Annotated in this window: 22 protein-coding genes; 9 read left to right on the forward strand and 13 right to left on the reverse strand. The window is 42.4% G+C overall.

Annotated elements, in window-relative coordinates; all coding sequences use genetic code 11:
• Positions 1–402: 402 nt before the first annotated feature.
• Positions 403–675: a phage holin gene (locus ACQXR1_RS20520; protein ID WP_168780708.1), complete on the reverse strand. Its 273-nt coding sequence runs from the start codon at positions 673–675 to the stop codon at positions 403–405.
• Positions 676–847: 172 nt separating this feature from the next.
• Positions 848–1,279, reverse strand: coding sequence for a transcriptional regulator (locus ACQXR1_RS20525; RefSeq protein ID WP_168780709.1), 432 nt, complete (start codon positions 1,277–1,279; stop codon positions 848–850).
• Positions 1,280–2,545: 1,266 nt separating this feature from the next.
• Here ACQXR1_RS20525 and ACQXR1_RS20530 point away from each other — a divergent pair.
• The 3 genes from ACQXR1_RS20530 to ACQXR1_RS20540 all read left to right on the forward strand — a co-directional run bounded on the left by ACQXR1_RS20530 (position 2,546) and on the right by ACQXR1_RS20540 (position 5,047).
• Entirely contained in the window at positions 2,546–3,373 is an 828-nt protein-coding gene (locus tag ACQXR1_RS20530) for an AraC family ligand binding domain-containing protein (RefSeq protein ID WP_014662606.1), read from the forward strand.
• The gene (locus ACQXR1_RS20535) at positions 3,370–4,290 is read left to right on the forward strand and encodes a DMT family transporter (protein WP_306289223.1); all 921 of its coding nucleotides are present in this window, start codon (positions 3,370–3,372) and stop codon (positions 4,288–4,290) included. The genes ACQXR1_RS20530 and ACQXR1_RS20535 overlap by 4 nt, the downstream gene beginning before the upstream one ends.
• A gap of 328 nt (positions 4,291–4,618) precedes the next feature.
• Positions 4,619–5,047: a hypothetical protein gene (locus ACQXR1_RS20540; protein ID WP_418657444.1), complete on the forward strand. Its 429-nt coding sequence runs from the start codon at positions 4,619–4,621 to the stop codon at positions 5,045–5,047.
• Between the two features lie 34 nt (positions 5,048–5,081).
• Here ACQXR1_RS20540 and ACQXR1_RS20545 read toward each other — a convergent pair whose 3' ends face one another.
• The 3 genes from ACQXR1_RS20545 to ACQXR1_RS20555 form a co-directional block, all read right to left on the reverse strand.
• On the reverse strand, positions 5,082–6,332 hold the full coding sequence (locus ACQXR1_RS20545; protein ID WP_430772800.1) for an MFS transporter: 1,251 nt from the start codon (positions 6,330–6,332) through the stop codon (positions 5,082–5,084).
• Positions 6,329–7,246: a bifunctional helix-turn-helix transcriptional regulator/GNAT family N-acetyltransferase gene (locus ACQXR1_RS20550; protein ID WP_430772785.1), complete on the reverse strand. Its 918-nt coding sequence runs from the start codon at positions 7,244–7,246 to the stop codon at positions 6,329–6,331. Before ACQXR1_RS20550 ends, ACQXR1_RS20545 begins: the two co-directional genes overlap by 4 nt.
• A gap of 91 nt (positions 7,247–7,337) precedes the next feature.
• The gene (locus tag ACQXR1_RS20555; protein WP_014662601.1) at positions 7,338–7,586 is read right to left on the reverse strand and encodes a YbeF family protein; all 249 of its coding nucleotides are present in this window, start codon (positions 7,584–7,586) and stop codon (positions 7,338–7,340) included.
• A gap of 292 nt (positions 7,587–7,878) precedes the next feature.
• Between ACQXR1_RS20555 and glpT the strand changes: the two genes are divergently transcribed.
• Entirely contained in the window at positions 7,879–9,213 is a 1,335-nt protein-coding gene (gene glpT / locus ACQXR1_RS20560) for a glycerol-3-phosphate transporter (RefSeq protein WP_014662600.1), read from the forward strand.
• Positions 9,214–9,311: 98 nt separating this feature from the next.
• Positions 9,312–10,202 (forward strand): glycerophosphodiester phosphodiesterase, encoded by an 891-nt coding sequence (locus ACQXR1_RS20565; RefSeq protein WP_418657442.1) that lies wholly within the window; start codon positions 9,312–9,314, stop codon positions 10,200–10,202.
• Positions 10,203–10,227: 25 nt separating this feature from the next.
• Here the strand turns inward: ACQXR1_RS20565 and ACQXR1_RS20570 are convergent, their stop codons facing one another.
• The gene (locus ACQXR1_RS20570) at positions 10,228–11,856 is read right to left on the reverse strand and encodes a Na/Pi cotransporter family protein (RefSeq protein WP_430772786.1); all 1,629 of its coding nucleotides are present in this window, start codon (positions 11,854–11,856) and stop codon (positions 10,228–10,230) included.
• 206 nt (positions 11,857–12,062) lie between these two features.
• Positions 12,063–13,682: an APC family permease gene (locus tag ACQXR1_RS20575; RefSeq protein ID WP_103031476.1), complete on the reverse strand. Its 1,620-nt coding sequence runs from the start codon at positions 13,680–13,682 to the stop codon at positions 12,063–12,065.
• Between the two features lie 266 nt (positions 13,683–13,948).
• On the opposite strand from ACQXR1_RS20575, the gene ACQXR1_RS20580 reads away from it, so the two are divergent.
• Complete coding sequence (locus tag ACQXR1_RS20580) at positions 13,949–14,209, forward strand: hypothetical protein (RefSeq protein ID WP_003234883.1); 261 nt, start codon at positions 13,949–13,951, stop codon at positions 14,207–14,209.
• A gap of 39 nt (positions 14,210–14,248) precedes the next feature.
• Here the strand turns inward: ACQXR1_RS20580 and cypC are convergent, their stop codons facing one another.
• Entirely contained in the window at positions 14,249–15,502 is a 1,254-nt protein-coding gene (cypC, locus tag ACQXR1_RS20585) for a fatty-acid peroxygenase (protein WP_326246427.1), read from the reverse strand.
• A gap of 172 nt (positions 15,503–15,674) precedes the next feature.
• Between cypC and blaOXA the strand changes: the two genes are divergently transcribed.
• A complete protein-coding gene (blaOXA, locus tag ACQXR1_RS20590; protein ID WP_430772787.1) occupies positions 15,675–16,478 on the forward strand; it encodes a class D beta-lactamase in 804 nt (267 codons plus the stop codon).
• 26 nt (positions 16,479–16,504) lie between these two features.
• Here the strand turns inward: blaOXA and ACQXR1_RS20595 are convergent, their stop codons facing one another.
• The 4 genes from ACQXR1_RS20595 to ACQXR1_RS20610 all read right to left on the reverse strand — a co-directional run bounded on the left by ACQXR1_RS20595 (position 16,505) and on the right by ACQXR1_RS20610 (position 19,963).
• Complete coding sequence (locus ACQXR1_RS20595) at positions 16,505–16,696, reverse strand: DUF5370 family protein (protein WP_003234886.1); 192 nt, start codon at positions 16,694–16,696, stop codon at positions 16,505–16,507.
• 18 nt (positions 16,697–16,714) lie between these two features.
• On the reverse strand, positions 16,715–16,963 hold the full coding sequence (gene csgA, locus ACQXR1_RS20600) for a sigma-G-dependent sporulation-specific acid-soluble spore protein CsgA (RefSeq protein ID WP_003234887.1): 249 nt from the start codon (positions 16,961–16,963) through the stop codon (positions 16,715–16,717).
• 111 nt (positions 16,964–17,074) lie between these two features.
• Positions 17,075–18,463 (reverse strand): amino acid permease, encoded by a 1,389-nt coding sequence (locus ACQXR1_RS20605; protein ID WP_014662593.1) that lies wholly within the window; start codon positions 18,461–18,463, stop codon positions 17,075–17,077.
• Positions 18,464–18,778: 315 nt separating this feature from the next.
• A complete protein-coding gene (locus tag ACQXR1_RS20610; RefSeq protein ID WP_151256655.1) occupies positions 18,779–19,963 on the reverse strand; it encodes a DUF4885 domain-containing protein in 1,185 nt (394 codons plus the stop codon).
• 131 nt (positions 19,964–20,094) lie between these two features.
• On the opposite strand from ACQXR1_RS20610, the gene ACQXR1_RS20615 reads away from it, so the two are divergent.
• Both ACQXR1_RS20615 and ACQXR1_RS20620 read left to right on the forward strand, forming a co-directional pair.
• Entirely contained in the window at positions 20,095–20,952 is an 858-nt protein-coding gene (locus ACQXR1_RS20615; RefSeq protein ID WP_069839742.1) for a hypothetical protein, read from the forward strand.
• 85 nt (positions 20,953–21,037) lie between these two features.
• Positions 21,038–21,808: a serine/threonine-protein kinase gene (locus tag ACQXR1_RS20620; RefSeq protein WP_134975994.1), complete on the forward strand. Its 771-nt coding sequence runs from the start codon at positions 21,038–21,040 to the stop codon at positions 21,806–21,808.
• Here the strand turns inward: ACQXR1_RS20620 and ACQXR1_RS20625 are convergent.
• Positions 21,801–22,055 carry a hypothetical protein gene (locus ACQXR1_RS20625; RefSeq protein ID WP_326350467.1) on the reverse strand — a complete coding sequence of 85 codons (255 nt, stop codon included), beginning with the start codon at positions 22,053–22,055 and terminating at the stop codon, positions 21,801–21,803. The two genes, ACQXR1_RS20620 and ACQXR1_RS20625, sit on opposite strands and share 8 nt — an antisense overlap.
• Positions 22,056–22,079: the final 24 nt, after the last annotated feature.

Raw genomic sequence — 22,079 nt, forward strand, 5'->3', positions numbered from 1 at the left:
AGTTGTAGAATATGTTGTTGCCATAATTGACCTCCATTTTTTTATTAGTCCTCATGAGGAAGAGTACATAAATTATCTTAAATCTTAGATGAGGTTTAGGAGTATTCATTATGTAAGCTAAAAATCCTGAAAAAATAAGCAAAAAAAAACAAAATGTATTTACATATAGGTCTTAGAGACAGGTTGAATAAAGCAGGATGCCTACTTATTAATGTGTTGTAATTGATTTTTCCTCCTTCTTATTCGTTTACTAATACAAATCTAATGGACTTACTCTCTATAGTAGTTTTGTCAAAAATGATGTACATTCATCCTACGAGCAAATTATAATAATCGGGAGAAACCAGTCTTTAAATTCTTAGCTTGTGATGTACTTCATTCCAAAGAAATAAAAAAACTCCCCTATTTAGGAGAGCTAAAGGTCCTATTATTTTTTTTTTGACTTTTAGTTAAATTCTTTTCCTCCAATAATTGTTTTTGTGAGTGCCCTTTTTTTGTAACATAATTATTTTTATACCACGCTATCACTGCAGCAATAGTGGTAAATATCATAGATACGAATTGTTCCGACTGTTCATTATCTAAAGGAAGAGGTGACTTATTATATATAGTAAGAAGTTGATTTATAAGTGCTATAATTAAGACAGACGTCCTGACAAATGTCCCTTTATCCATCATCAAATCTCCTTTACTGTAAATCTGTTGCTATTGGTTATCGAGCTTTCTTTTTAAAAGAAAAATAAGATTAATTTAAAGAAAAAGGTAGAAGTATTTTGTATATTTAGTTATACTTCTATCTTCAACTTCAAAGACTATATGTACAAAACTGGATTTTCAATCTATCAAGTTACATGTAAACAACACTTCCTAGGCTAATCAATAATTTATCCATTACCTGATTACGTATTACAAACAGAGCTTTATCACTGTAACCAATCTCTAGTGCACTTTTTTCTATAGTCCAATTCTTGAAATAACGGTATTGAACAAATTTATACTCTAGTTCAGTTAATTCTGATAATGATATATCGATTGAATCTTTAACAAGTTTGATATGCTGCAACTCGCTGGTGAGTTTATCTACAGATTCTTGAAACTCACAGTCATCATCGATGCTTTCTTTAAAGATTTCCCTGTTATCATTTGAAGCTATGAATTCAAGCTGTTTACTTAGATTAAGGATGGCAACTTTGTAATTATTGTAGTTCTTTAAATGCTTCTCAATATTTTTCACTAGTTTTTTTCTTTTAGGTTTACTAATTTCTTGAAGTGTATACATATGCAATCACCTTTCTTTTCCTAGAAAAAATCGAACTCGCGCTCCATATTTTAATTAATTGTCCCCAAAAACATTCGGTATAAAAAAACAAGGAATTTTTGTTAAAAGAAACCTTCATCCTTTCATTTGTTTTTAGATTTATCCCTATATACCTATTTTAATTGTAAAAAATTCTTTCATCTCTAATATTTGTAACCACATTCTGGCTGAAAACTCTAAAAATAATCCAAAAGTTTATTTTTTTATAAAAAAAAACCTTAAAGGCTTGTTTGAGTTAATCTATTCCATTAAGACTTTTTATAGATATCACATCTCAATGCCTACGTCACTCTCTTTAAAAACTGAAAACTCGGTTATTACCCGGGCATTCGACAAACCTTTGAAGAAAAAAAACAGTAATCAAACATACCGAACGTTTCAAGTTCCTTTTTTTTATGGGCTAGAAATCATGAATATATGCTCTTTCTAAAAGTCAATTCTGTCCGAATTGATTAAAATTTTTGATACAAGTGATCTCGTGGACTTTAATGACGGAAGGGCGAAAAGCTCACATAATGAGGAAACAACGGTGCATGTCTTTAGCTACTTGCAAAAACTGAGAAAAATTAGTTCTCATTCAGAATCGATATTTGACAAGGTAACAAAAGTCATCCTGTCAGCACAGGTAGGGCTAGGTATTAGAACCACAGGCGCTTAATGACATTTTGTTCTACGACGCGGAAGTGATTTTATAGAAAAGGGGCAAGAGCACCAATTGACCTGCTGACTTTCTAAAGAATTTAATCGGATTGCCTATAATTGGTGTTAGCGGTAAATGTGATGAACAACTAATATCTTAGCCTCCGTGGCAGCGTTCACAACAAATTTGAACATTCATCATAAAAACTTCCTCGGAAATTTGTTTCGATATACTTCTTTATCAGATGTTTAATTTTAAAATATGAGTTATAGCGACAGGTGAAATCAATGTACATAAGAGAATATTTTATGACCTCCTGTTTTCTTCTAACCACTGACAGAATTCGTTTAAAAAAATTCAGCTTAGATTTCAAAGCCCTGTTGAGTTGGAAAAATCCAGATGCCCGCCTAGCGTAATATAGCTACGTTGACATTAGTTGAGATGGGCACCACAAATTCTATTCATGGCTGATGGAAAAAGAAGCAGCCAATAAAGGTTAGCTTTTTTAAACAGCAACATCATACAAGAAATCCCCCAAAACCATGCTACACTTAATCCAAGACCACCATACCGACAGGAGGCATCCCATGCAAAACGAAACCCGCACACTGCAGCTTGACCCACATCTTCATATAGAAGCCTACCGCTTCAAGGGGATTATGCAAAAGTTCCCGAACCACTTTCACGATTATTATGTGATTGGATTTATTGAAAAAGGGCAACGGTATCTGGCCTGTCAGGATCAAGAATATATCATCAATCCAGGTGATCTTCTCCTCTTTAACCCCCGTGACACGCATAGCTGTGAACAGATTGACGGCCGGACGCTTGATTATCGGTGTATCAATGTCATGCCGGATGTCATGGAGAAGGCAGTGAAGGAAATTACCGGCGCCGGGCATCTCCCTTACTTCTCCCAGCATGTGTTATTCCGTCATGAGCTGACAGCCAGCCTGCAGGAATTGCATATTTTGATATCAGACGAAAAACAAGCTTTGCGTAAGGAGGAGCTGTTTCTTCATCTGCTGGAAGAGCTGATTCGCCACTATTCGGATGTTACGTTCCTTAATAGCGTTCCCGAACCATCCGACGAAGTCAAATTGGTTTGCGAATTTTTAGAAGAGCATTATGCCGAAAACGTCACGCTCAATGATTTGAGTGAATTAACAGGATGGAGCAAGTATCATTTATTGCGTTCGTTTACAAAACAAAAAGGAATTACGCCTAATAGCTATATGGAAACAATCCGGATTAATCAAGCGAAAAAACTTCTTGAACAAGGGGTAAGACCAATTGATGCCGCATTTCAGACAGGGTTCAGTGATCAGAGCCATATGACGAAGTTTTTTAAACGGCAGGTGGGGCTGACACCGAAGCAATACATGAAGATTTTTGAAAAGGAGCTTCACAGATGAACATACAAAGAGAAACTTCCGGGCATATCGCAGCCATTGTGACCATTCTGATTTGGGGGACGACCTTTATTTCGACAAAAGTTCTGCTGGCTGACTTCTCTCCAATGGAAATATTATTTTATCGGTTTTTGATGGGCTTTATCGCTCTGATCCTCGTTCGTCCCAACATGATTCCGTTCAGAAATTGGCGGCATGAGCTGTTGTTTGCCGGGGCTGGTTTATTTGGCGTAACCTTATACTTTCTATTAGAAAATATAGCTCTCACCTATACATACGCATCCAATGTCGGCATGATCGTGTCCATTATACCGATGATCACTGCGGTTTTGGCCCATTTTCTGCTCGAAGGCGAAAAACTGCGTCTGACTTTTTTCATTGGATTTGTCTCGGCACTGATCGGGCTTTTATTGATTACGTTTAACGGCAATGTGGTACTGCGTCTGAATCCGCTCGGAGACATCATGGCAGCCGGGGCCGCTCTCGTGTTTGGAGGCTACTCGATATTCATGAAAAAATTAAGTGCTTACGAATACCACATCATCGAGTTGACACAGAGAGTATTTTTGTATGGCTTATTGTTTATGGTTCCCGCCTTATTTTTGTTCGACTTCCATTTTGGCCTGAGCCGATTTTCATCTGCTTCGAATGCGCTTAACATGCTTTTCCTAGGCATTGGCGCTTCTGCCCTGTGCTTCGCCACTTGGAATTATTCAGTTGGCGTGCTCGGAGCCGTCAAATCCAGTGCGTATATTTACATGGTCCCGGTTATCACGATCGCCGCTTCTGTCCTGATTCTGCACGAAAACATGACATGGATCGCTCTTCTAGGAGGCGCGCTTACACTTTTAGGCCTCTACATTTCAGAGCTGAAACCGAAAGCGAAGCTGATGGAGAACGGATCTAGAATGGATGCTTAACGGCATCTATACACGGGGTGTATGGGCAGACACAAAAGGCGCTCACTGGGTTCCAAATCCACTTTATCAAAATCTATCTAACAGTCTTAGCTTACCGACTGAACTTTATGTCATTCAATAACTCAAACATTGAATACTTAATTTGTACCTTTTTGACGTTGCAATATGTAACAGCGCTACTTCTGGACTTAAGAATTGGATTACATTTAAAATAGGCCCTGAAGCAGGAGCAGTTGCAGGACTCTTCCGTACATTATTAATAGTCTTGATCTCCATGGATCCTTTTAGAGGATTCATGGAGATCTTCTTAAAAAAGGGGGAATACTGTATGAAAAGTAATATACATACATATCAGGAGATCACAAAAAAAATAGAAACCGATTTGTACCCTATCAGTCAAAGCGATAACGATTTACTTTCTTACCTAATGAAACAAGACTCTTTCACACTCAACCAAATGAAAGTGTGTTTAATTGAACCACAGCTCACATTCAAACACACTGTCAAAATCGTATTTACAGTGACACTAATAACCTTATATATTTATTTTTTCAGTTCTCATTACAATGATTTAATAGAAATGGGTGTACAAATGTTTTTTGTGTTAATTGGCCTAATATGGGTATTTGGTGTTTCCCCATTTTCAAGAAAAGTTCAAATCTCTGAGCGCTTCAAACAAAAATCCGAAAACGCCCGCACTGTCGGTATGATCGACTTCGTGTTAGAACAAAAATACAAAAAAAGCATCTCTGAATAATTCCGAAATCAGAGATGCTTCCCCTCTGCCCTTATCACTTCTCTATCACAGCCGCACTGTCACGCGTGACCGCCGCAGGCTCCCTCAGCATCACATTCATCACGCTCGCCAGCACTAGCATTCCAATCGACAAATAAAAAGCCAGTGTATACTCACCTGTTATCGTATAGATGACGCCAGGCACGTACGCGCCAAGTGCCGATCCGATCTGGTGGGCGAGTGAGAGCCAGCCAATCATGAGGCCGATCGAGTAGTTTTGAAAGTACTGGGTGGCGAGCATTTGAGTCGGTGCTACCGTTGCAAAGTCCACTAATCCAAACAGAATCGCAAAGGCTAAAAGCAAGTAGGGCTCGTGGCTGTATATGAGAATCACGATCGACATCGCGCGCACCGCATATAAAAAGCACAGGATTTTCCGGCTGCTCCACCGGTCCGCTATAATTCCCGACAGTAAGATGCCGGCAATATTAAAGCCTGCGAGCAGACTGACAGCGGCACTCGTGACCGTCGTGGAAAAGCCGTGATCGTGAGAAAAGGGAATCAAATGGGTATCCATCAGCCCCACGGTCGTAAATCCGCAGATCAAAAACGGCAAAATCAAAAACCAGAATTGCCTCATTCGAAACATCCCGGTCACTGAAAGAGCAGTTGTTTTAGGTGCTGTGTTTTTTTCTGAAGCAGCCAGTCCGCCTATCGGCTCTGTCTTCTTTTCTGAAGGATTGTTCCTCAGCATCAGCAGCGCAGCCGGAAAAACAATCACGATTAACAGCAGCCCCAACACCACAACCGTCAGCTTCCAGCTAAACCAATGGATCAGCATGAGTGAGCCAGGGACGAGAAGCATTTGCCCCGCGCCAAATCCTGCTTCCATGATCCCAAAGGCTAGCCCCCGCTTTTTGCTGAACCAATTGACGACCAATACACTTGCTGCCACATTCGATGCTCCGCCAACCCCAAGCGAGACACCCAGCCCATAAAGCAAAAACAGCTGCCAAGGCGAAGTCACAAGGTATGTTAAGAAAATGCTGACGCCTGTCAGTAACGCACTCCATGCCAAAACAGCCCGAGCACCCCACTTGTCCACAAGCCGGCCGATCACAGGCTGTGATATGCCGTAAACAATAAAGCTCATCGTCGAAATCAACGAGATGGTGCTTCTATCCATTGAAAATTGCCGTTCCCACGGCTCCACAAATGCACCAAACGACAGCCGCACCCCCTGAACCGCCAATAAGATCAAAAAGGTGACGGAGACGATGATCCAAGCATAGTGCAGTCTTTTCATGACAGCTCCAAATCCCACCGTTCTTCTGTCAGCTGCTGTCCCCATAATGGCGCTTCTTGTTTCACTTCACTTATCCTGAATCCAAATTTTTCGTAGAGCGGACGAGCCTCAGCCATGGTGCTCACCGTCCAAAGGAAAATGCGGTCAAACTTCATGTCTTGGCAGTATGCAACCAGATGCTCCAGCAATTGAGTGCCGAGCCCCCTGCCCCGAAAAGCCGCATCAACCAGAAACCATCTGAGCTGGACTGTCTTATCATCATGCTTGACCAGCCCGACAGAGCCGGCAAATTTCCCGCCGCTTTCCGCAATCCATATGTTTTCGATGTCAGCGTCAAATGTCCCCTGAAGGTAAGCTAAAAACGTGTCATCCCAGCCGTGAGCCTCCGCGTAAAATTGTCTTTGTTTCTCAATAAGGAGTTGAAGATCATCCGACAGAAAATAATCTCTAATCGATATCTCTGATGTTCTGGCAGAAAGCGACTGTGAAAGGATCGCTTCAATCTCTGCCATCGCCTCGGCAAGCTTGTGCTGCTCCTTTTGGTTGATTTCCTTCAGCATCAGTTCCACTTGTTCGTTGGCTTTCTCCTCCAGCTTTTTATAAATCGTTTTTCCTGTTTCTGTGACAAAAATATAATGGTGGCGGGCGTCATCTTTGCTCCTCTGTTTATAGATCAAACCTTCTTTTTCAAACTGCTTCACAATCCTGCTGACATATCCCCGGTCAAGCCCCAGCTTATCCTGAAGGGCTTTTGCCGTACAATTGGGCGTATTATAAACTTCAAATAATATCCGTGTTTCCGTTAAGGAAAACGGGCTGTCGTAAATGTGCTCATTAAGGAAACCAAGGACGTTTGTATAAAATCGATTGAACTTTCTGAATTTTAATCCGACAGATGATTCTCTTGTTTTCAAATCAAATCCCCACTTTCTAATATCGTTGACTAAGCCAATTATAATCACATATAGTTGCCTTAGTCAACAATCTGTTAGAAAGTGAGGATTTTTATTTTCCTGATTCTTTCTTTTTCCTTATCACAATCAATGTGATATAGGATAAAGCCAGGGAAATCAAGCTATAGACTACAACCCATCCCAAAAATGATTCATTAAAAATGGTAAAGGTGAGCACTAGAGAAATCACCAAACTAAGCATTGGCATCAGATACGCGTTTTTACAAATACAAGTCCCGACAATCGACAACAGCATAATTCCTAACGGTAAAATACCGAATGCGATATCTAATTCATCCACCTGCAACAGCCTCCCTCCAGATTTTTATGCTGCCAGTAAAAAAACATAACTCCATTTAGTAAAAGGATTATATTTACTTTCTCAATACCTAATTTGAAATTACCCGTTTACATTCACTCTAGACTATGATAACTTAAGAAAGCGCTATCATAATAAGTTAATAGCTTGGATGGAGATGAGGAGAGCCAGGAATCCACCCCCTTTTGACAAGGGGTGTTTTCTGGCTCTTTTTGTTTTTCAGAAAGGAGGCACGCATACATCCAGCACAAACAACAAAGGGGGATAATTTTTGATGCTTCATATATTTAAACCGGCTCCTCATATTGAGAGACTGGATGATTCAAAGATGGATGCGGCTTATAAACGGCTCAGGCTGCAAGTATTCATTGGTATTTTCATTGGCTACGCAGGCTACTACCTGCTGCGTAAAAACTTTGCCTTTGCCATTCCTTATCTGCAGGAACAGGGATTTTCCAAAACAGAACTAGGTTTGGTGCTGGCCGCTGTGTCCATTGCATACGGCTTCAGCAAATTCATCATGGGAATGGTGTCTGACCGCTGTAATCCGAGATATTTTCTGGCGACAGGCCTATTTTTATCAGCAATCGTCAATATTCTATTCGTTTCAATGCCGTGGGTGACTTCGAGCGTCACCATCATGTTTATTTTTATGTTTATCAACGGATGGTTTCAAGGAATGGGCTGGCCGCCATGCGGCAGGACAATGGCCCATTGGTTTTCTATAAGTGAACGCGGCACAAAAATGTCGATCTGGAATGTCGCACATAACATAGGCGGCGGTATTCTTGCTCCGCTTGTCACTCTTGGCATCGCGATGTTCGTCACTTGGAAAAGCGTGTTTTTCTTCCCTGCCATCATCGCCATTATCATTTCATTTTTAATTGTTTTATTGGTTCGTGATACGCCTCAATCCTGCGGGCTCCCGCCAATTGAAGAGTATCGGAATGACTATCCAAAACACGCTTTTAAAAATCAAGAAAAGGAATTAACAACAAAAGAAATCCTTTTTCAATATGTGCTGAATAACAAATTTCTTTGGTATATCGCGTTTGCCAATGTATTTGTTTATTTCGTGCGATACGGCGTGGTGGACTGGGCGCCTACTTACTTAACAGAAGCCAAAGGCTTTTCTCCTGAAGACTCGCGCTGGTCCTATTTTCTTTACGAATATGCCGGCATACCGGGAACCATTTTGTGCGGCTGGATCAGTGACCGATTCTTCAAAAGCCGCCGGGCACCGGCAGGCGTTTTGTTTATGGCGGGCGTTTTCATTGCCGTAATGGTGTACTGGCTGAATCCGGCCGGCAATCCGCTCGTAGACAATATCGCCTTGATCAGCATTGGCTTCTTAATCTACGGACCTGTTATGCTGATCGGCCTGCAAGCGATTGACCTAGCACCGAAAAAAGCAGCCGGAACTGCAGCCGGTTTGACCGGATTTTTCGGATACATCGGCGGATCTGCTTTCGCAAACGCCATTATGGGCTTTGTCGTTGACCGGTTTGATTGGAACGGCGGCTTTATCATGCTGATCTCTTCCTGCATTCTTGCTATCGTCTTCTTAGCTTTGACATGGAATACAGGCAAACGGGCAGAGCACGTTTAAAAAAGCCACATAAAAGATTAATCATTTTCCAACACGCCGTTTACATCCGTTTTTTAATATGAAAGACAGGTAGTCTTTATCAATAAGGAGGAGAAATCATGAGAAAAAATAGAATACTTGCCTTGGTTGTTCTGTCGCTAGGCTTACTCTCATTTATGGTAACACCAGTGTCGGCAGCGTCAAAAGGAAACCTGCTGTCGCCTGACCGTATCCTGACTGTTGCGCATAGAGGGGCTTCTGGATATGTGCCTGAGCACACGATTCTGTCTTACGAAACCGCTCAAAAAATGAAAGCAGATTATATTGAATTGGATCTGCAAATGACAAAAGACGGGAAATTAATTGTCATGCACGACGAAAAACTGGACCGTACCACAAACGGAACGGGCTGGGTGAAAGACCATACGCTCGCAGACATTAAGAAGCTGGACGCCGGTTCTTGGTTTAATGAAGCTTATCCGGAAAAAGCGAAGCCGCAGTACGCCGGCCTTAAAGTTCCTACATTAGAAGAAGTATTAGACCGTTTCGGAAAGCACGCGAACTACTACATTGAAACAAAATCGCCTGACACCTACCCTGGTATGGAAGAAAAACTGATCGCTTCCTTACAGAAACATAAATTACTAGGCAAACATTCTAAGCCCGGCCAGGTGATCATTCAATCGTTCAGCAAAGAAAGCCTGTTAAAAGTCCATCAATTACAGCCAAAACTGCCGACCGTTCAATTGCTGGAAGCCAAACAAATGGCGGCAATGACAGATGCTGAACTGGAAGAAATCAAAACATACGCTGTTGGTGCAGGCCCGGATTATAAAGCTTTGAATCAAGAAAACGTCCGTATGATCCGCAGCCACGGCCTCCTGCTGCACCCTTACACAGTCAATACAGAAGCAGATATGCGCCGCCTGCTTGATTGGGGCGTGACAGGAGTGTTCACAAATTACGCTGATGTCTTCCAGAAAGTGAAAAAAGACTACAAAAAAGCATAGAATCCTAGGATTCTATGCTTTTTCCTCATCGATTTTCACCAATAACAGCTTCAGCAATATTGACCGCATGATCGCCGATACGCTCCAGGTTGCTGATCATATCAACAAAGACGATGCCCGCTTGTCCAGTACACAGCCCTTCATTCAAACGGATAATATGCTTTTTGCGAAGCTTCCGTTCCATTTTGTCAATGTCATCTTCTTTTTCAATGACTTGTTCAGCTATCTTTGCATCATTGTGGTGCAAAGCTTCAATGGACGCCTTCACAGTAGAAATCGTCAAATCCATCATTTCAGTTAAATCCGTCATAGCAGATTCAGTTATAACCACACGATGCGCCTGCTGGTATTCTATCAATTCAATCACATTTTCGAAGTGATCTCCGATTCTTTCAATGTCTCTGACCGTATCCATCAACATATGATGCTCCTCAGACTCGTGCTCTGAGAGAGAACTTGAAGAAAGTTCGATCAAATAATCGGTAATTTTCCGGTCGAGATTGTTAACCGCATCCTCTATCTGATAAGCATTGGCCGCATATTTTGGCTGCTTTGTCACCAAAAACTGCTTTGTGACTTCCAGCCCCTGCACCGCAAAATTCCCCATTTGGATCACTTCTTCTTTTGCCTGTCCGAGAGCAATAGATGGTGATTGTTCAATAAAAATCGGATCAAGATGCGACTTGTATTCGACCATAGAATCCTTGCCCGGAATCAGTTTTGTAACGATCAAAGCCAATATCCCGACAAAAGGAAGCTGTATAATCGTATTGGTCGTATTAAAGATTCCATGTGCGAATGCAATTGTCATTTTCGGATCAAGCCCCATCGAAGCCTGAAGTGACAAAATCAATGCTGTAAACGGCTTAAGAAAAACCAGGAAAATTGCTGTCCCGATTAGGTTAAACAGCACATGAGTAGCAGCAGCACGCCTCGCCGCAACAGATGCACCTAAAGATGCAAGAACCGCGGTGATCGTCGTCCCGATATTATCACCGAATAACACTGGCAGCGCACCGTTAATATCAATCAGCCCATCTGAGAATAAACCTTGCAAGATGCCGATCGTGGCGCTGGAGCTTTGCACAAGAACCGTAAACAAAGTCCCAATGACAGCACCCAGTAACGGATTAGAGCTCATACTGACAGTTAAATCATGAAATGCCTCAAGTGAACGGAGCGGTTTCATGCCGCCGCTCATTAACTCCAGCCCATAAAACAGAGCCCCAAACCCAAACACAATCTGACCGGCATTTTGCACATGTTTATGCTTAAAGAAAAACAGTAAAAATCCGCCGACAGCAATAATCGGCAATGCATAAGCCCCTATGTCAATCCCGATAATAAACGCGGTAACCGTTGTTCCAATATTGGCTCCCATAATAACGCCAATGGCTTGACGAAGCGTCATAAAGCCCGCACTGACAAGCCCGACGGTAATTACCGTCGTTCCTGAGCTGCTTTGAATCAAAACCGTCACAATGATGCCCGCCAATACGCCCATCAGCGGATTGCTTGTAAAACGGTCTAATATATTTCTCAATCTATCCCCAGCCGATTTCTGAAGTCCCTCTCCCATGAACTTAATTCCAATTAGGAAAATACCGAGACCCCCAAAGAATTCGAACAGTAATGTTTGGATATCAATCGTCAACGCTTTCACCTCTGTCTCGACATATATCAGCAAAACTCCCTATGATTATGTTTCAAGTTCATATGAATGTAAATGAATCTTCTAACAAATTTACACTAACTTAACAATGGGCCTTTAAAACCCAAATTGAATTTACAATGGTGTAACATTTCGATATGAAGCAAATCAACAAAAAAACCTTGCGCCCTCCGCGCAAGGTTTTTCATTTATTCTTTTCCTGCAGCAGCTTCTGACTGTCCATTAAGCAGCTGAGAATTTATCTCTTTCGCATCCTTTAAGTATTCTGTCTGGTAGCCGCTCTTCAGCGCCCACACATAGAATACAAGTGATACCATCGCAATCAGAACCATATCCCAGCCATAATGAATGACATTCAGGCCACCGAATTTATCACTGCCCAAATAAGAAATGACCATCATGGCCAGCAGATAAAACACCATCCAGACGCCGGCTTTAAAGTTTCGGCCAAACCCTTTCCATTTCGCCTTCGCCTGATAATAGAAGTAAATCGGCAGACCGATCAGGATAATAAACAGCACCTGTCCTGTTAACGGCCAGCGGGCCCAATACAGCACCAGCGACGCAAAGATAAATCCAAGCGGCGCAATCACGTTTAAGCCTTTTAAACGAAGAGGCCTGTACAGGTCTTTCCCCGTCCGTCTCAATGTCATCACTGTAACCGGGCCGGTGATATAAGAAATTAACGTAGCAACAGAAATAATTTCCGCTAACACACCCCACCCTCTGAACAGGAACAAAAAGATGAACGAAACAATCAAGTTAAAGAACATGGCTTGTCTCGGCACACCGTAAATCGGGTGAAGCTTCCCGAATATACTCGGCATATATTTGTTTTTTTCCATTCCGTAAATCATTCGGGACGTTGTCGCCGTATACGTAATCCCAGTTCCAGAAGGTGATACAAATGCATCCGCATATAACACGATCACAAGCCAGTTAATATTTAGCGCGATCGCCAAATCAGCAAAAGGAGAATTAAAGTTCAGGTGGCTCCAGCCGTGAGCAATATCAGAAGGATTCACCGCTCCGATGAAGGCGATCTGCAGCAGGACATAAATGACTGTTGCTACGAAAAGAGAACCGACAACTGCAATCGGAATTGATTTTCCCGGATTTTTTGCTTCACCCGCCATATTAATCGGGCTTTGGAAACCATTAAACGCAAAAACGATACCAGAAGTGGCCACCGCTGTCAGCACACTCGCCCAGCCATTCGGCGCAACGCTTTGACCGTCAGTAAAGTTTTCTCCGTGGAATCCGACAAACAGCAAAGCTCCAATCGTCAGACCCGGAATAATAATTTTAAAAATTGTAATGAATGAATTCGCTTTAGAAAATAGATTGACTGTCCAGTAGTTCAGCAGGAAATAAATGAGAAGCAATACAGAGGCAAATGCCAGTCCCTCCCCAGTCAGTGTTCCATTCTTCACCAAATCGCTTGTCCATTTTGCCCATTCCCAAGGCCAAGAGCTCATATATTGGACAGAGGCAACGGCTTCAACCGGAATAACGGACACAATCGCAATCCAGTTGGCCCAGCCTGCGATAAAACCGATAAACGAACCGTGTGAATATTGCGTATATTTTACCATTCCCCCGGCTTCAGGGAACATAGATCCTAATTCACTATAAGAAAGAGCAATAAATAAAATGACGACCATTCCAATAATCCATGAAATAATAGCAGCTGGTCCTGCTATCTGGGCCGCACGCCACGCCCCGAACAGCCAGCCTGAGCCAATCATCGACCCGAGCCCGACCATCATGAGGGAAAACGTTCCCATTCTTCGATGCAATTGATTCATATCGTAAACACCTTTCATGTATGATGGCATTCTCTTGCTAGTTATATTATTATTCTGATTACTTGACCTTGTCAATATTTATCGAATTTTGACTAAAATAATAATAAATCAATGTATATTACCTTCCAATACAGGAATGAAGTTACTAGTTTTTCAAAAATGGAATTTACTGAAAATGCGAATGATAAAAACTTAATAGGTTTAGCTATAACCAAAACGGGAATGATACAGGAAACACTACTCTTAAAATAGAAAGGAGTATCACCATGAAACAAAAACTGTTACTTTCAGGTCTCGCTGTTTCAACTGTCGGCATCACTTCTTATCTATTAAAAGACCCGTCAAATCGCCAAAAAGCAAGAGAATTCATTCACAGCATGAAGATGAAAATAACAAAACAGCCAGACATGGAAACGTTCCCAGTCGATAAAGCCGGCCACCCGGACCCGCAAGATATCGAGGACAACAAAATGGTATCAGAAGGCTCCATGTATCCAGTCCAATACTACGATGAAAAAAAGAAGTAATCAAAAAAGCTCTCTTCGATAAGGAAGAGAGCTTTTGATTTACCTTTTCTGCCTGATTCCGCTCATGATAAAGCCGCTTTCAGGCAATGACGGCATTCTGGCGAGACTGTAGTGCAGTGATTGTTCCGGAACGTCGTATTCAATCTGATTGACGAGAAAATCCAAACTCGCTTTCATGACTTCAATTGTAATGCCTTCCCCTGGACAGCGATGGCCTTTCTCGGCGTGCCCCCCGCCTTGAGGAATCAAATCAAACGGATTTTCCTCCCGCTCCGCAAAACGTTCCGGCCGGAATTCATCGGGATGATCCCATAGACGAGGATCGTGATTCGTTCCATATACATCAAGTAATACCGATGTTCCCTTCTTAAACTCACAGTTATTCCATACAAAGTCCTTTTTGACAAGCGCCCCTAAAAACGGGCCGAACGGATAATATCTGCGGACCTCCTGCACAAACATTTCTCTTTCCCGGCTGCTTCCAGACCGCAGCCATTCCTTATACTTCGGATGCTCATGAAGCGCCAAAGCTGAAAACACAAGAAAGTAAGAAATGGCAACAATAGGCCGCAGTACATTAATCAGCTCAATGGCTGCTATCCGGGAATCCAACTCGCTTCCATCTTCTTGTTTGTGAAACGCCATTTCATGCAGCGCTGTTCCGGCAGGTGTTTTGAGCAAGCCGGCACGCACATCTTCAATCATGACTTCAACCCACTCTTCCGCACGCGGCCTTGCTCTTCTTCCCTTCCAATGCCGCGGTCCCACAGCACCGAACGCATCGACCATGTCAATGAAGTCATCCGCTCTCTCTTTGACTTCCGTTTCCTTCAACGGAACACCTGCCCAATAGCACGCTACCCGGCACAGGATTTCTTTTGCTTCTTCAAATAACACAACCTGATCTGCCTTCTCCCATCTTGTGACTGCTGCTTTCCACTCCTCTGTCATCAACTCAGCCAAACGTTTTTGATGCGGCGGTGTCATCAATGACAGAAAAAGCATCTTCCGATGGATATGCGCGCTGCCATCCATTCCCTGAATCGCATTAACACCAAACAGCGATTTCTGCACCCGCTTAGGCAAAGCGTTCTGCCGCTGGAATCGATTCGTATCATAAAACACCTTCGCCGCCTCAGCGCCAGTCATGCAAATAAAGTTTTTTCCCAACAAACGGGCCTGAAACAAATCTGAATTGTAGCGCTCTGTTCTGTTTTTAATAAATAAATACCCTTCCTTCAGCAGTGTCAGGCTGTTATCGAGACTTTTGTCATGTGGAATCTGCTCATTCATCCGCTTACCCTGCCTTCCTTTTTACCCTCTATTTTCACGTTATCTTCCTAATATAAACCCAGTAACAGTATTTGTTTGCAAATCCAAATTTAAGCGCTTTTTGATTATTTTTTAAAGGAAGAACAAACGAAAGAGAGAAAAGGTAGTTAATCAAAACAAAGGGGAGAACAAAATGAAGAAATGGATATATGTTGTGCTTGTGCTGAGTATTGCAGGGATCGGTGGCTTTTCCGTGCACGCAGCATCATCTGCTCATGAAAAACACTTGAATGTCAGCAGAATGAATGTCGATGATGAATTCAAGGATACGGATGGAACCTTCATTCTCCACGATTTGCAAAAGGATCAGACATTTGTCTACAACAGAGAACGGGCAAATCAACGACAAACTCCGCAGTCCACCTTTAAGGTCGTAAATGCCTTAATCGGTTTGCAGGTCAAAGCTGTACGCGATGAATACGATGTTAAACGATGGGACAGGGTCAAGCGTGAATTCGAATCATGGAACCGCGACCATACGCTTGGCTCGGCCATACGCGAATCCGCAATCTGGTATTATCAAGCATTAGCGCGGGATATCGGCGAGGAAAGAATGAAAACATGGCTTCATACACTATCTTACGGCAACGAGGATATCAGCGGGGGAATCGATCAGTTTTGGCTGCAAAGCTCGCTTACAATATCTCCGCTGGAACAAGAAACTTTTTTGGAGAAACTGGCTAAAGAGGAGCTTCCATTTGACAAGCCGGTAATGAAAACCGTCAAGCGCATGATGATTCAAGAGGAAGGCGATCATTACACGCTTTACGGGAAAACCGGAACCCGCCTGACCGATATGGGATTAGGCTGGTTTGTCGGATTCATCAAAACAGAGCACGGCTCTTATGTCTTTGTCACCAATGTCGATGATTCCGGCACAAAAGCCAAAAACATCACCGTGAATATCCTGAAAAAGTATGGCTTGATCACATCATAAATGAAAGAGCCCTGCATGGCAGGGCTCTAAATCTCATGCTCAAAACAATAATGGTTCACAAGCTCTTCAATCAAATCATGATCAGGATATTCCCCGTTAAATTCAAATTCGATTTCTTCCACAAATTCTCCTTGATGGTACACATGGATGGCTCCGTTTTGACGGACAACGCTAAACTCCGGCTGAAAAGTATATCCGCTTCGTTCAATTGCTCCCATTCCTTTTTCCCGCCTTTCTCAAAGCAGTAATTCATACACCTCATTTAATTCCTTAGCCCGTTTTTGATCCTGTTCATTCTGCGCATACTTAATTTCCTTTTCTAATACATGGTTCAAAAAAGACATTTCATTATCATCTAAGTCTTTTACAAATTCCTCTTCATTCGCATACCGCTTCGCCAGCATTTTCTTGCAAATCCGCTGGCAAACTTCATTTTCTAGATGATTCGAAAGTGATTCACGCAAATAACCGAGTGTAACATCCATTTTATGAACACCTTTCCTTCTGCTATCTTTACCCTATAGCTTGCTAAAACAGGGAAAATCCATACGCGAAAAATAAAAAAAGAGACATCCGTAAATGTCTCTTTTTTATCGTTATTCAGCTGCTTGTTGGCTTTTGGTCAAATTGGCTTGTGTGCGTTTGCCTATCCCAAACACATAATAACTAATGACCACAAGCGCTAAGAAAATCACGCCTACAATCAGAGAGATACGAGTATCATCGTTAAACCACATGCCGACCAGAACCATCAGCAAGAAAGCAATCGTCAAATAGTTTGTAAAAGGGGCAAATGGCATCTTGAATGGATGTTTATCTAATGCGGCGCCCTTCGCTTTTCTGAATCCGATATGGCTGATCAAAATGATAAACCAAGGAATCATCCCAGGAAGCACGCTTGCGCTGTATACATAGACAAAGATCTTCGGCGGCGCGATATAGTTCAGTACAACACCGACAGCCAAACCGATCAGCACCGCAATTGTGCCATACAGCGGCACACCGTTGCGTGAAATCTTCGTAAAGAACTTCGGTGCTTGTCCATTTACACCCAGTGTATACAGCATGCGGCCCGCACTGAAAATGCCGCTGTTACAGCCCGACATTGCCGCTGTAATCACGACAAAGTTAATAATGCCGGCCGCTGCCGTGATTCCGATTTTCGAGAACGTTGACACGAACGGACTTCCGAGTGAATTGAGCTCATCCCAAGGATACACCGTCACAATCACAAAAATAGCGCCAATGTAGAAAATCAAAATACGCCAGATAATACTTTGAATCGCATTTCTTAGCGTATTTTGCGGGTCCTTCGCTTCGCCCGCTGTAATCCCGATCAGCTCAACTCCTTGATAAGCCGCAATGACAAGCGACAGTGCAAAGAAGAAACCTGAGAAACCTCCTGCAAAGAAGCCCCCGTGAGACCACAGGTTCGACAATCCGATCGCATCTCCGCCGTTGCCAAAACCGAAGAAAATAATTCCGATCCCCGCAATAATCATCAAGATAATCGTCACGATTTTAATCATCGCAAACCAAAATTCAAATTCACCAAACGACTTAACAGAAATTAAATTCGCCGCGCCAAGAATCACCATTGCCACGATACCAGGTATCCAAGCAGGCAAGTCCGGGAACCAATACTTCATATAAGTACCGACAGCGATGATTTCTGACATGCCGACGATAATCCACTGGAACCAGTTGCTCCACGCTGTTATATAACCTGCCATCGGATGAATATATTGATGGCCGAATGTCGCAAAAGAACCTGTGCTCGGCTCGACATACAGCATTTCACCCATCGCACGCATAATAAAAAAGATAAAAATTCCGCATATTGCATAAGCCAGAAGGACAGATGGGCCAGTCCATGAAATTGTGCTGGCAGACCCCATAAACAAGCCAACACCGATCGTGCCGCCCAAGGCGATCATCTGAATATGACGCGCGCCCAGGCCCCTCTTTAATTCTTTATTTGCCACTCCTCTTCCTCCTCCTCACAAAAATACTCACAAATGAGAAAACAGCAGACCTGCTTGCCCTCACATCACTCAGTGATAACAATCAGAAAATTCAAACTCAAAATTGTTATATAATCTCCTAAATTACTTATTTCATCATAATAAATTTCTCTGGAAAATACAATTGTTTTTTTCAGGTAAACACCTTTGTGCTAAGTTTTGAATCATTTGCTTCATTTAAAATCTTCTATATAAAAATAATAAAATTATTTGAATATTAAAACTATAATTTTTAGATTTTCATAAAAAATAAGCTGTTCTACATGAACAGCTTACCTAATAATTTACGCCCGTTTGACGCTTTAATGCTTCAAGCCACCCGGTATCTCCGGTTCCATAGCTCTTGCTTTGTCCCACATCTCTCAGAGATCCATTGCTGTAATCAATTGATAGGATGAAATCCGGAATGGCATCATACCCAACTTCCGCAATTTCACTAAGCTCTGAACGATAGTGAGATATAGCATAAGAGGCCGTCTCTTTTTGCACAGGATTTTTTTCAAGCTCTTCTTTATAGACGTCTAACAAGTCACGTCCATCAGGCGTTACATACCGCCCGTCAATCACTTCTAAATCCTTCAAATGGTAGCCTGTGACTTCGTACATCTCACGAGCTGCCTGATACTTTTTATAGGCCGCTTCGGAAAATTGTGTTGAATCACTGCTTTGGCTTTTCATGATGTGTAAAAATAGTTCTTTGCTGTTGTCTCCAGATTGCAGCACGTGCTCAATTCGCTTGATCAGATCCTGATCGTCTGTCCCGCTCACACGCACCTGATAGTCAATCGGCGTAATCGTAAACGTCAGCTCCGTCCCCTCTGGAATGTGAATATGGTTCCGATTCAAAAGCACTTGCAGCTGCTGGTTCACCTGGCTCCGCTGATACACCTTTTCATTCTCAGCTTCCACTTCCCCATTAAATGTAACATTGCGAAACGCAGCATCCTGGAGGTTATAGTTTTGGGCCTTGCCTTTGAATAGCCATTCTGTTTCATTATCGTAAGCAGCCTGTCTTTCTGCAGCAGACAGATCACTTCTGAAATAAGGAGACTTTGAATTTTGATACTTATCCTTAATATAGCCTAAGGGATCAGACTTTGCTTTGTTTATGGCATTCATCCTGCTGTATTTTTCATCTAGTATTTTGATTCTGATATCACTCTCAGAGTCATAGGGGTTATTGGATTCGATCACTGTTTCTTTCCCTGTATCTGTCACTGTTCGGTCATTCGCTGATTGATACACTTTGCTGAACGTCCCACTGTTTCCCGACACGCTGGTTTTAGAATAGTTGAACTGATCGATTCCCACAGTTGAAGATCGCGGCTCAAGCCTGCTGTATGCCTTTTCCAGAACTGCCGCTGTACTTTCAGTCAAATTCTCTCGTTTGGCAGGCGCATTCTTGCTTAATATATTCTGTGCCATCAGCTGAGTGCGGATAAATTGCCGATTCAGACGCATTGAATTCCCTCCCGAGTATTCTCTCTTACTCTTTTTTATCGGCAATGACAATGTATATATTAACCTCTAAAAACATTTATTTACACTCGTACTGTCATTATGTATGATGGAAATAAAAGGAGGTTGTTTGCATGGCGAAAAAATGGCTTATTCCATTTGCTATTATGCTGTCTGTCTTCTTCACCTTTACGTATTCGGCATCAGCTGCCGGGGTCACTGCGATCACAGGAAACAATTCATTTGATACCGCAATGCCTATCGGTTATTGGAAATATAAAAATATCGATACAACGATACTGGAAGCTGGTCAAGATGAAGCCTATTTCACTTTTACGGCTAATAAGGGAGAAAAGGTATACGTGAGGAGTACATACCAGAGCGCGTATACAGGGATGAAAATTGAAATTTACGATAAGAACAGAATACCTGTTTCTCAAGGCACAGAAGTCATTAATTCCAATACGTTCTCCTCTTTTATTTATGCAAATGCAGACGCCCAAAACACGACGGATACCTTCTATGTGAAGGTGTCACGAGGCACCTATACCGGAAACATGTACTTTACGCTTTCAATTGAAGACCGAATCAAATCAGGCAGCGGAACATTCCAATTCAGCGGCATTGCTGAAAATAAAGGAAATACAAGCCTTAGCCCCTCAGGTTCTGACTCCAGCGTGATCAAGGTTGATTTAACAAACCAATCTGGGATACCGCGTGATGCCATTGTAACCAGAGTTCAGACAACCGCCACTCAAACACCAAGCCAGGGAAATACACGCCACCTGATCATGACGAGCGAAAACAACGAATGGCGCCGTGCTCTTGTAAACAGCTCGACTTCAGGGTCTTATGATATCTCTTTGTCAGATCAACTTAGTGTGGCAAAGGTATGGAGTTTTAAATATAATACATTAGCGACAGCCAGATCGACGATGAGCAACGTAAAAGCAAAAATAGATTATGAATACGACGTGACAAAGCAGTTTTAACTTATACCGAGCCGGTTATCCGGCTCTTTTTTATTCTCAGTCTAGAAGGTAAACTATAGTCAGTACAACCAAGGGAAGTGCAGATATGGCATTAAAACAGCTAAAAAAGCTCCTTTTTGACCGCCCTCTAAAGAACGGCGTTATATTAAATCATCAATACAAAATCGAAGAATGCCTCGGCATGGGCGGCTACGGTTTGGTTTATTTGTGCACCGATATCCTAACTCAAACACCTTATGTCTTAAAACAGCTTCGGCCGACAAAAGCGAAAAAGGAAAAAGAGAAAGTCCGGTTCCAACAGGAAATAAAACTGCTCAAAAGCATTCACCACCCGCAAATTCCGGGCTTCATAGATGAGTTCATCATAGACGGACAGGCTTATTATGTCATGCAGCTCGTTGAGGGAGAGAATATAGAAGAATTATTATTTTTTCGAAAGCAGCCGTTCACAGAGCTTATGGCATTACAGATGATTTCGCAGCTGCTTGAGATTATAGAATACCTGCATGATCGCCTTATCTTCCACAGCGATATCAGAACGCCTAATATCATCGTCAATAACGGCAGGCTCTGTCTCATTGATTTCGGCCTTGCCAAACAATTGACTTCTGAAGAAACGGAGGAAATAAAGGTGCGAAAACAGGATGACTTCTTCGATCTCGGAGAAACGCTGTTATTTCTGCTGTACTCTCAATATAAAGGAAAAAAGAAGAAAAACGGCACTTGGCTGGAGGAATTAACGCTGACAAAAGAAGTAACCCTGCTGCTGAAAAAATTATTGGGCATTGATGAAGAGTATCAGCACACCGCTTCCATTCGCGAGGATCTAAACCGGGCCATTCAATCGGTCACATAAAAAAACCTTGTCCCAAAAGCGGAACAAGAACTTTTTTCGGATTAACTGCTGCTGTAGCTCCGGCGTTTGTAACGATGACTCCCGCCATAACGGTCGTAGTGTCTTCTTTTGCCCGAGCTGCTGCTATAGCTGCGATAATGTCTGCGCCGGCTGCTGCTGTAATGCCGGTGTCTGCGATATCGGTCACTAGAACTGCTTGAGAGGTTTTTGATCGTTTTGATGAATTTTTTAAACATATACTGATCACCTCATTTCTTTCTTCCTATTATAT

It is taken from the genome of Bacillus sp. ATD (assembly GCF_050585765.1).
GTDB classification, from domain to species: Bacteria; Bacillota; Bacilli; order Bacillales; family Bacillaceae; genus Bacillus; species Bacillus stercoris.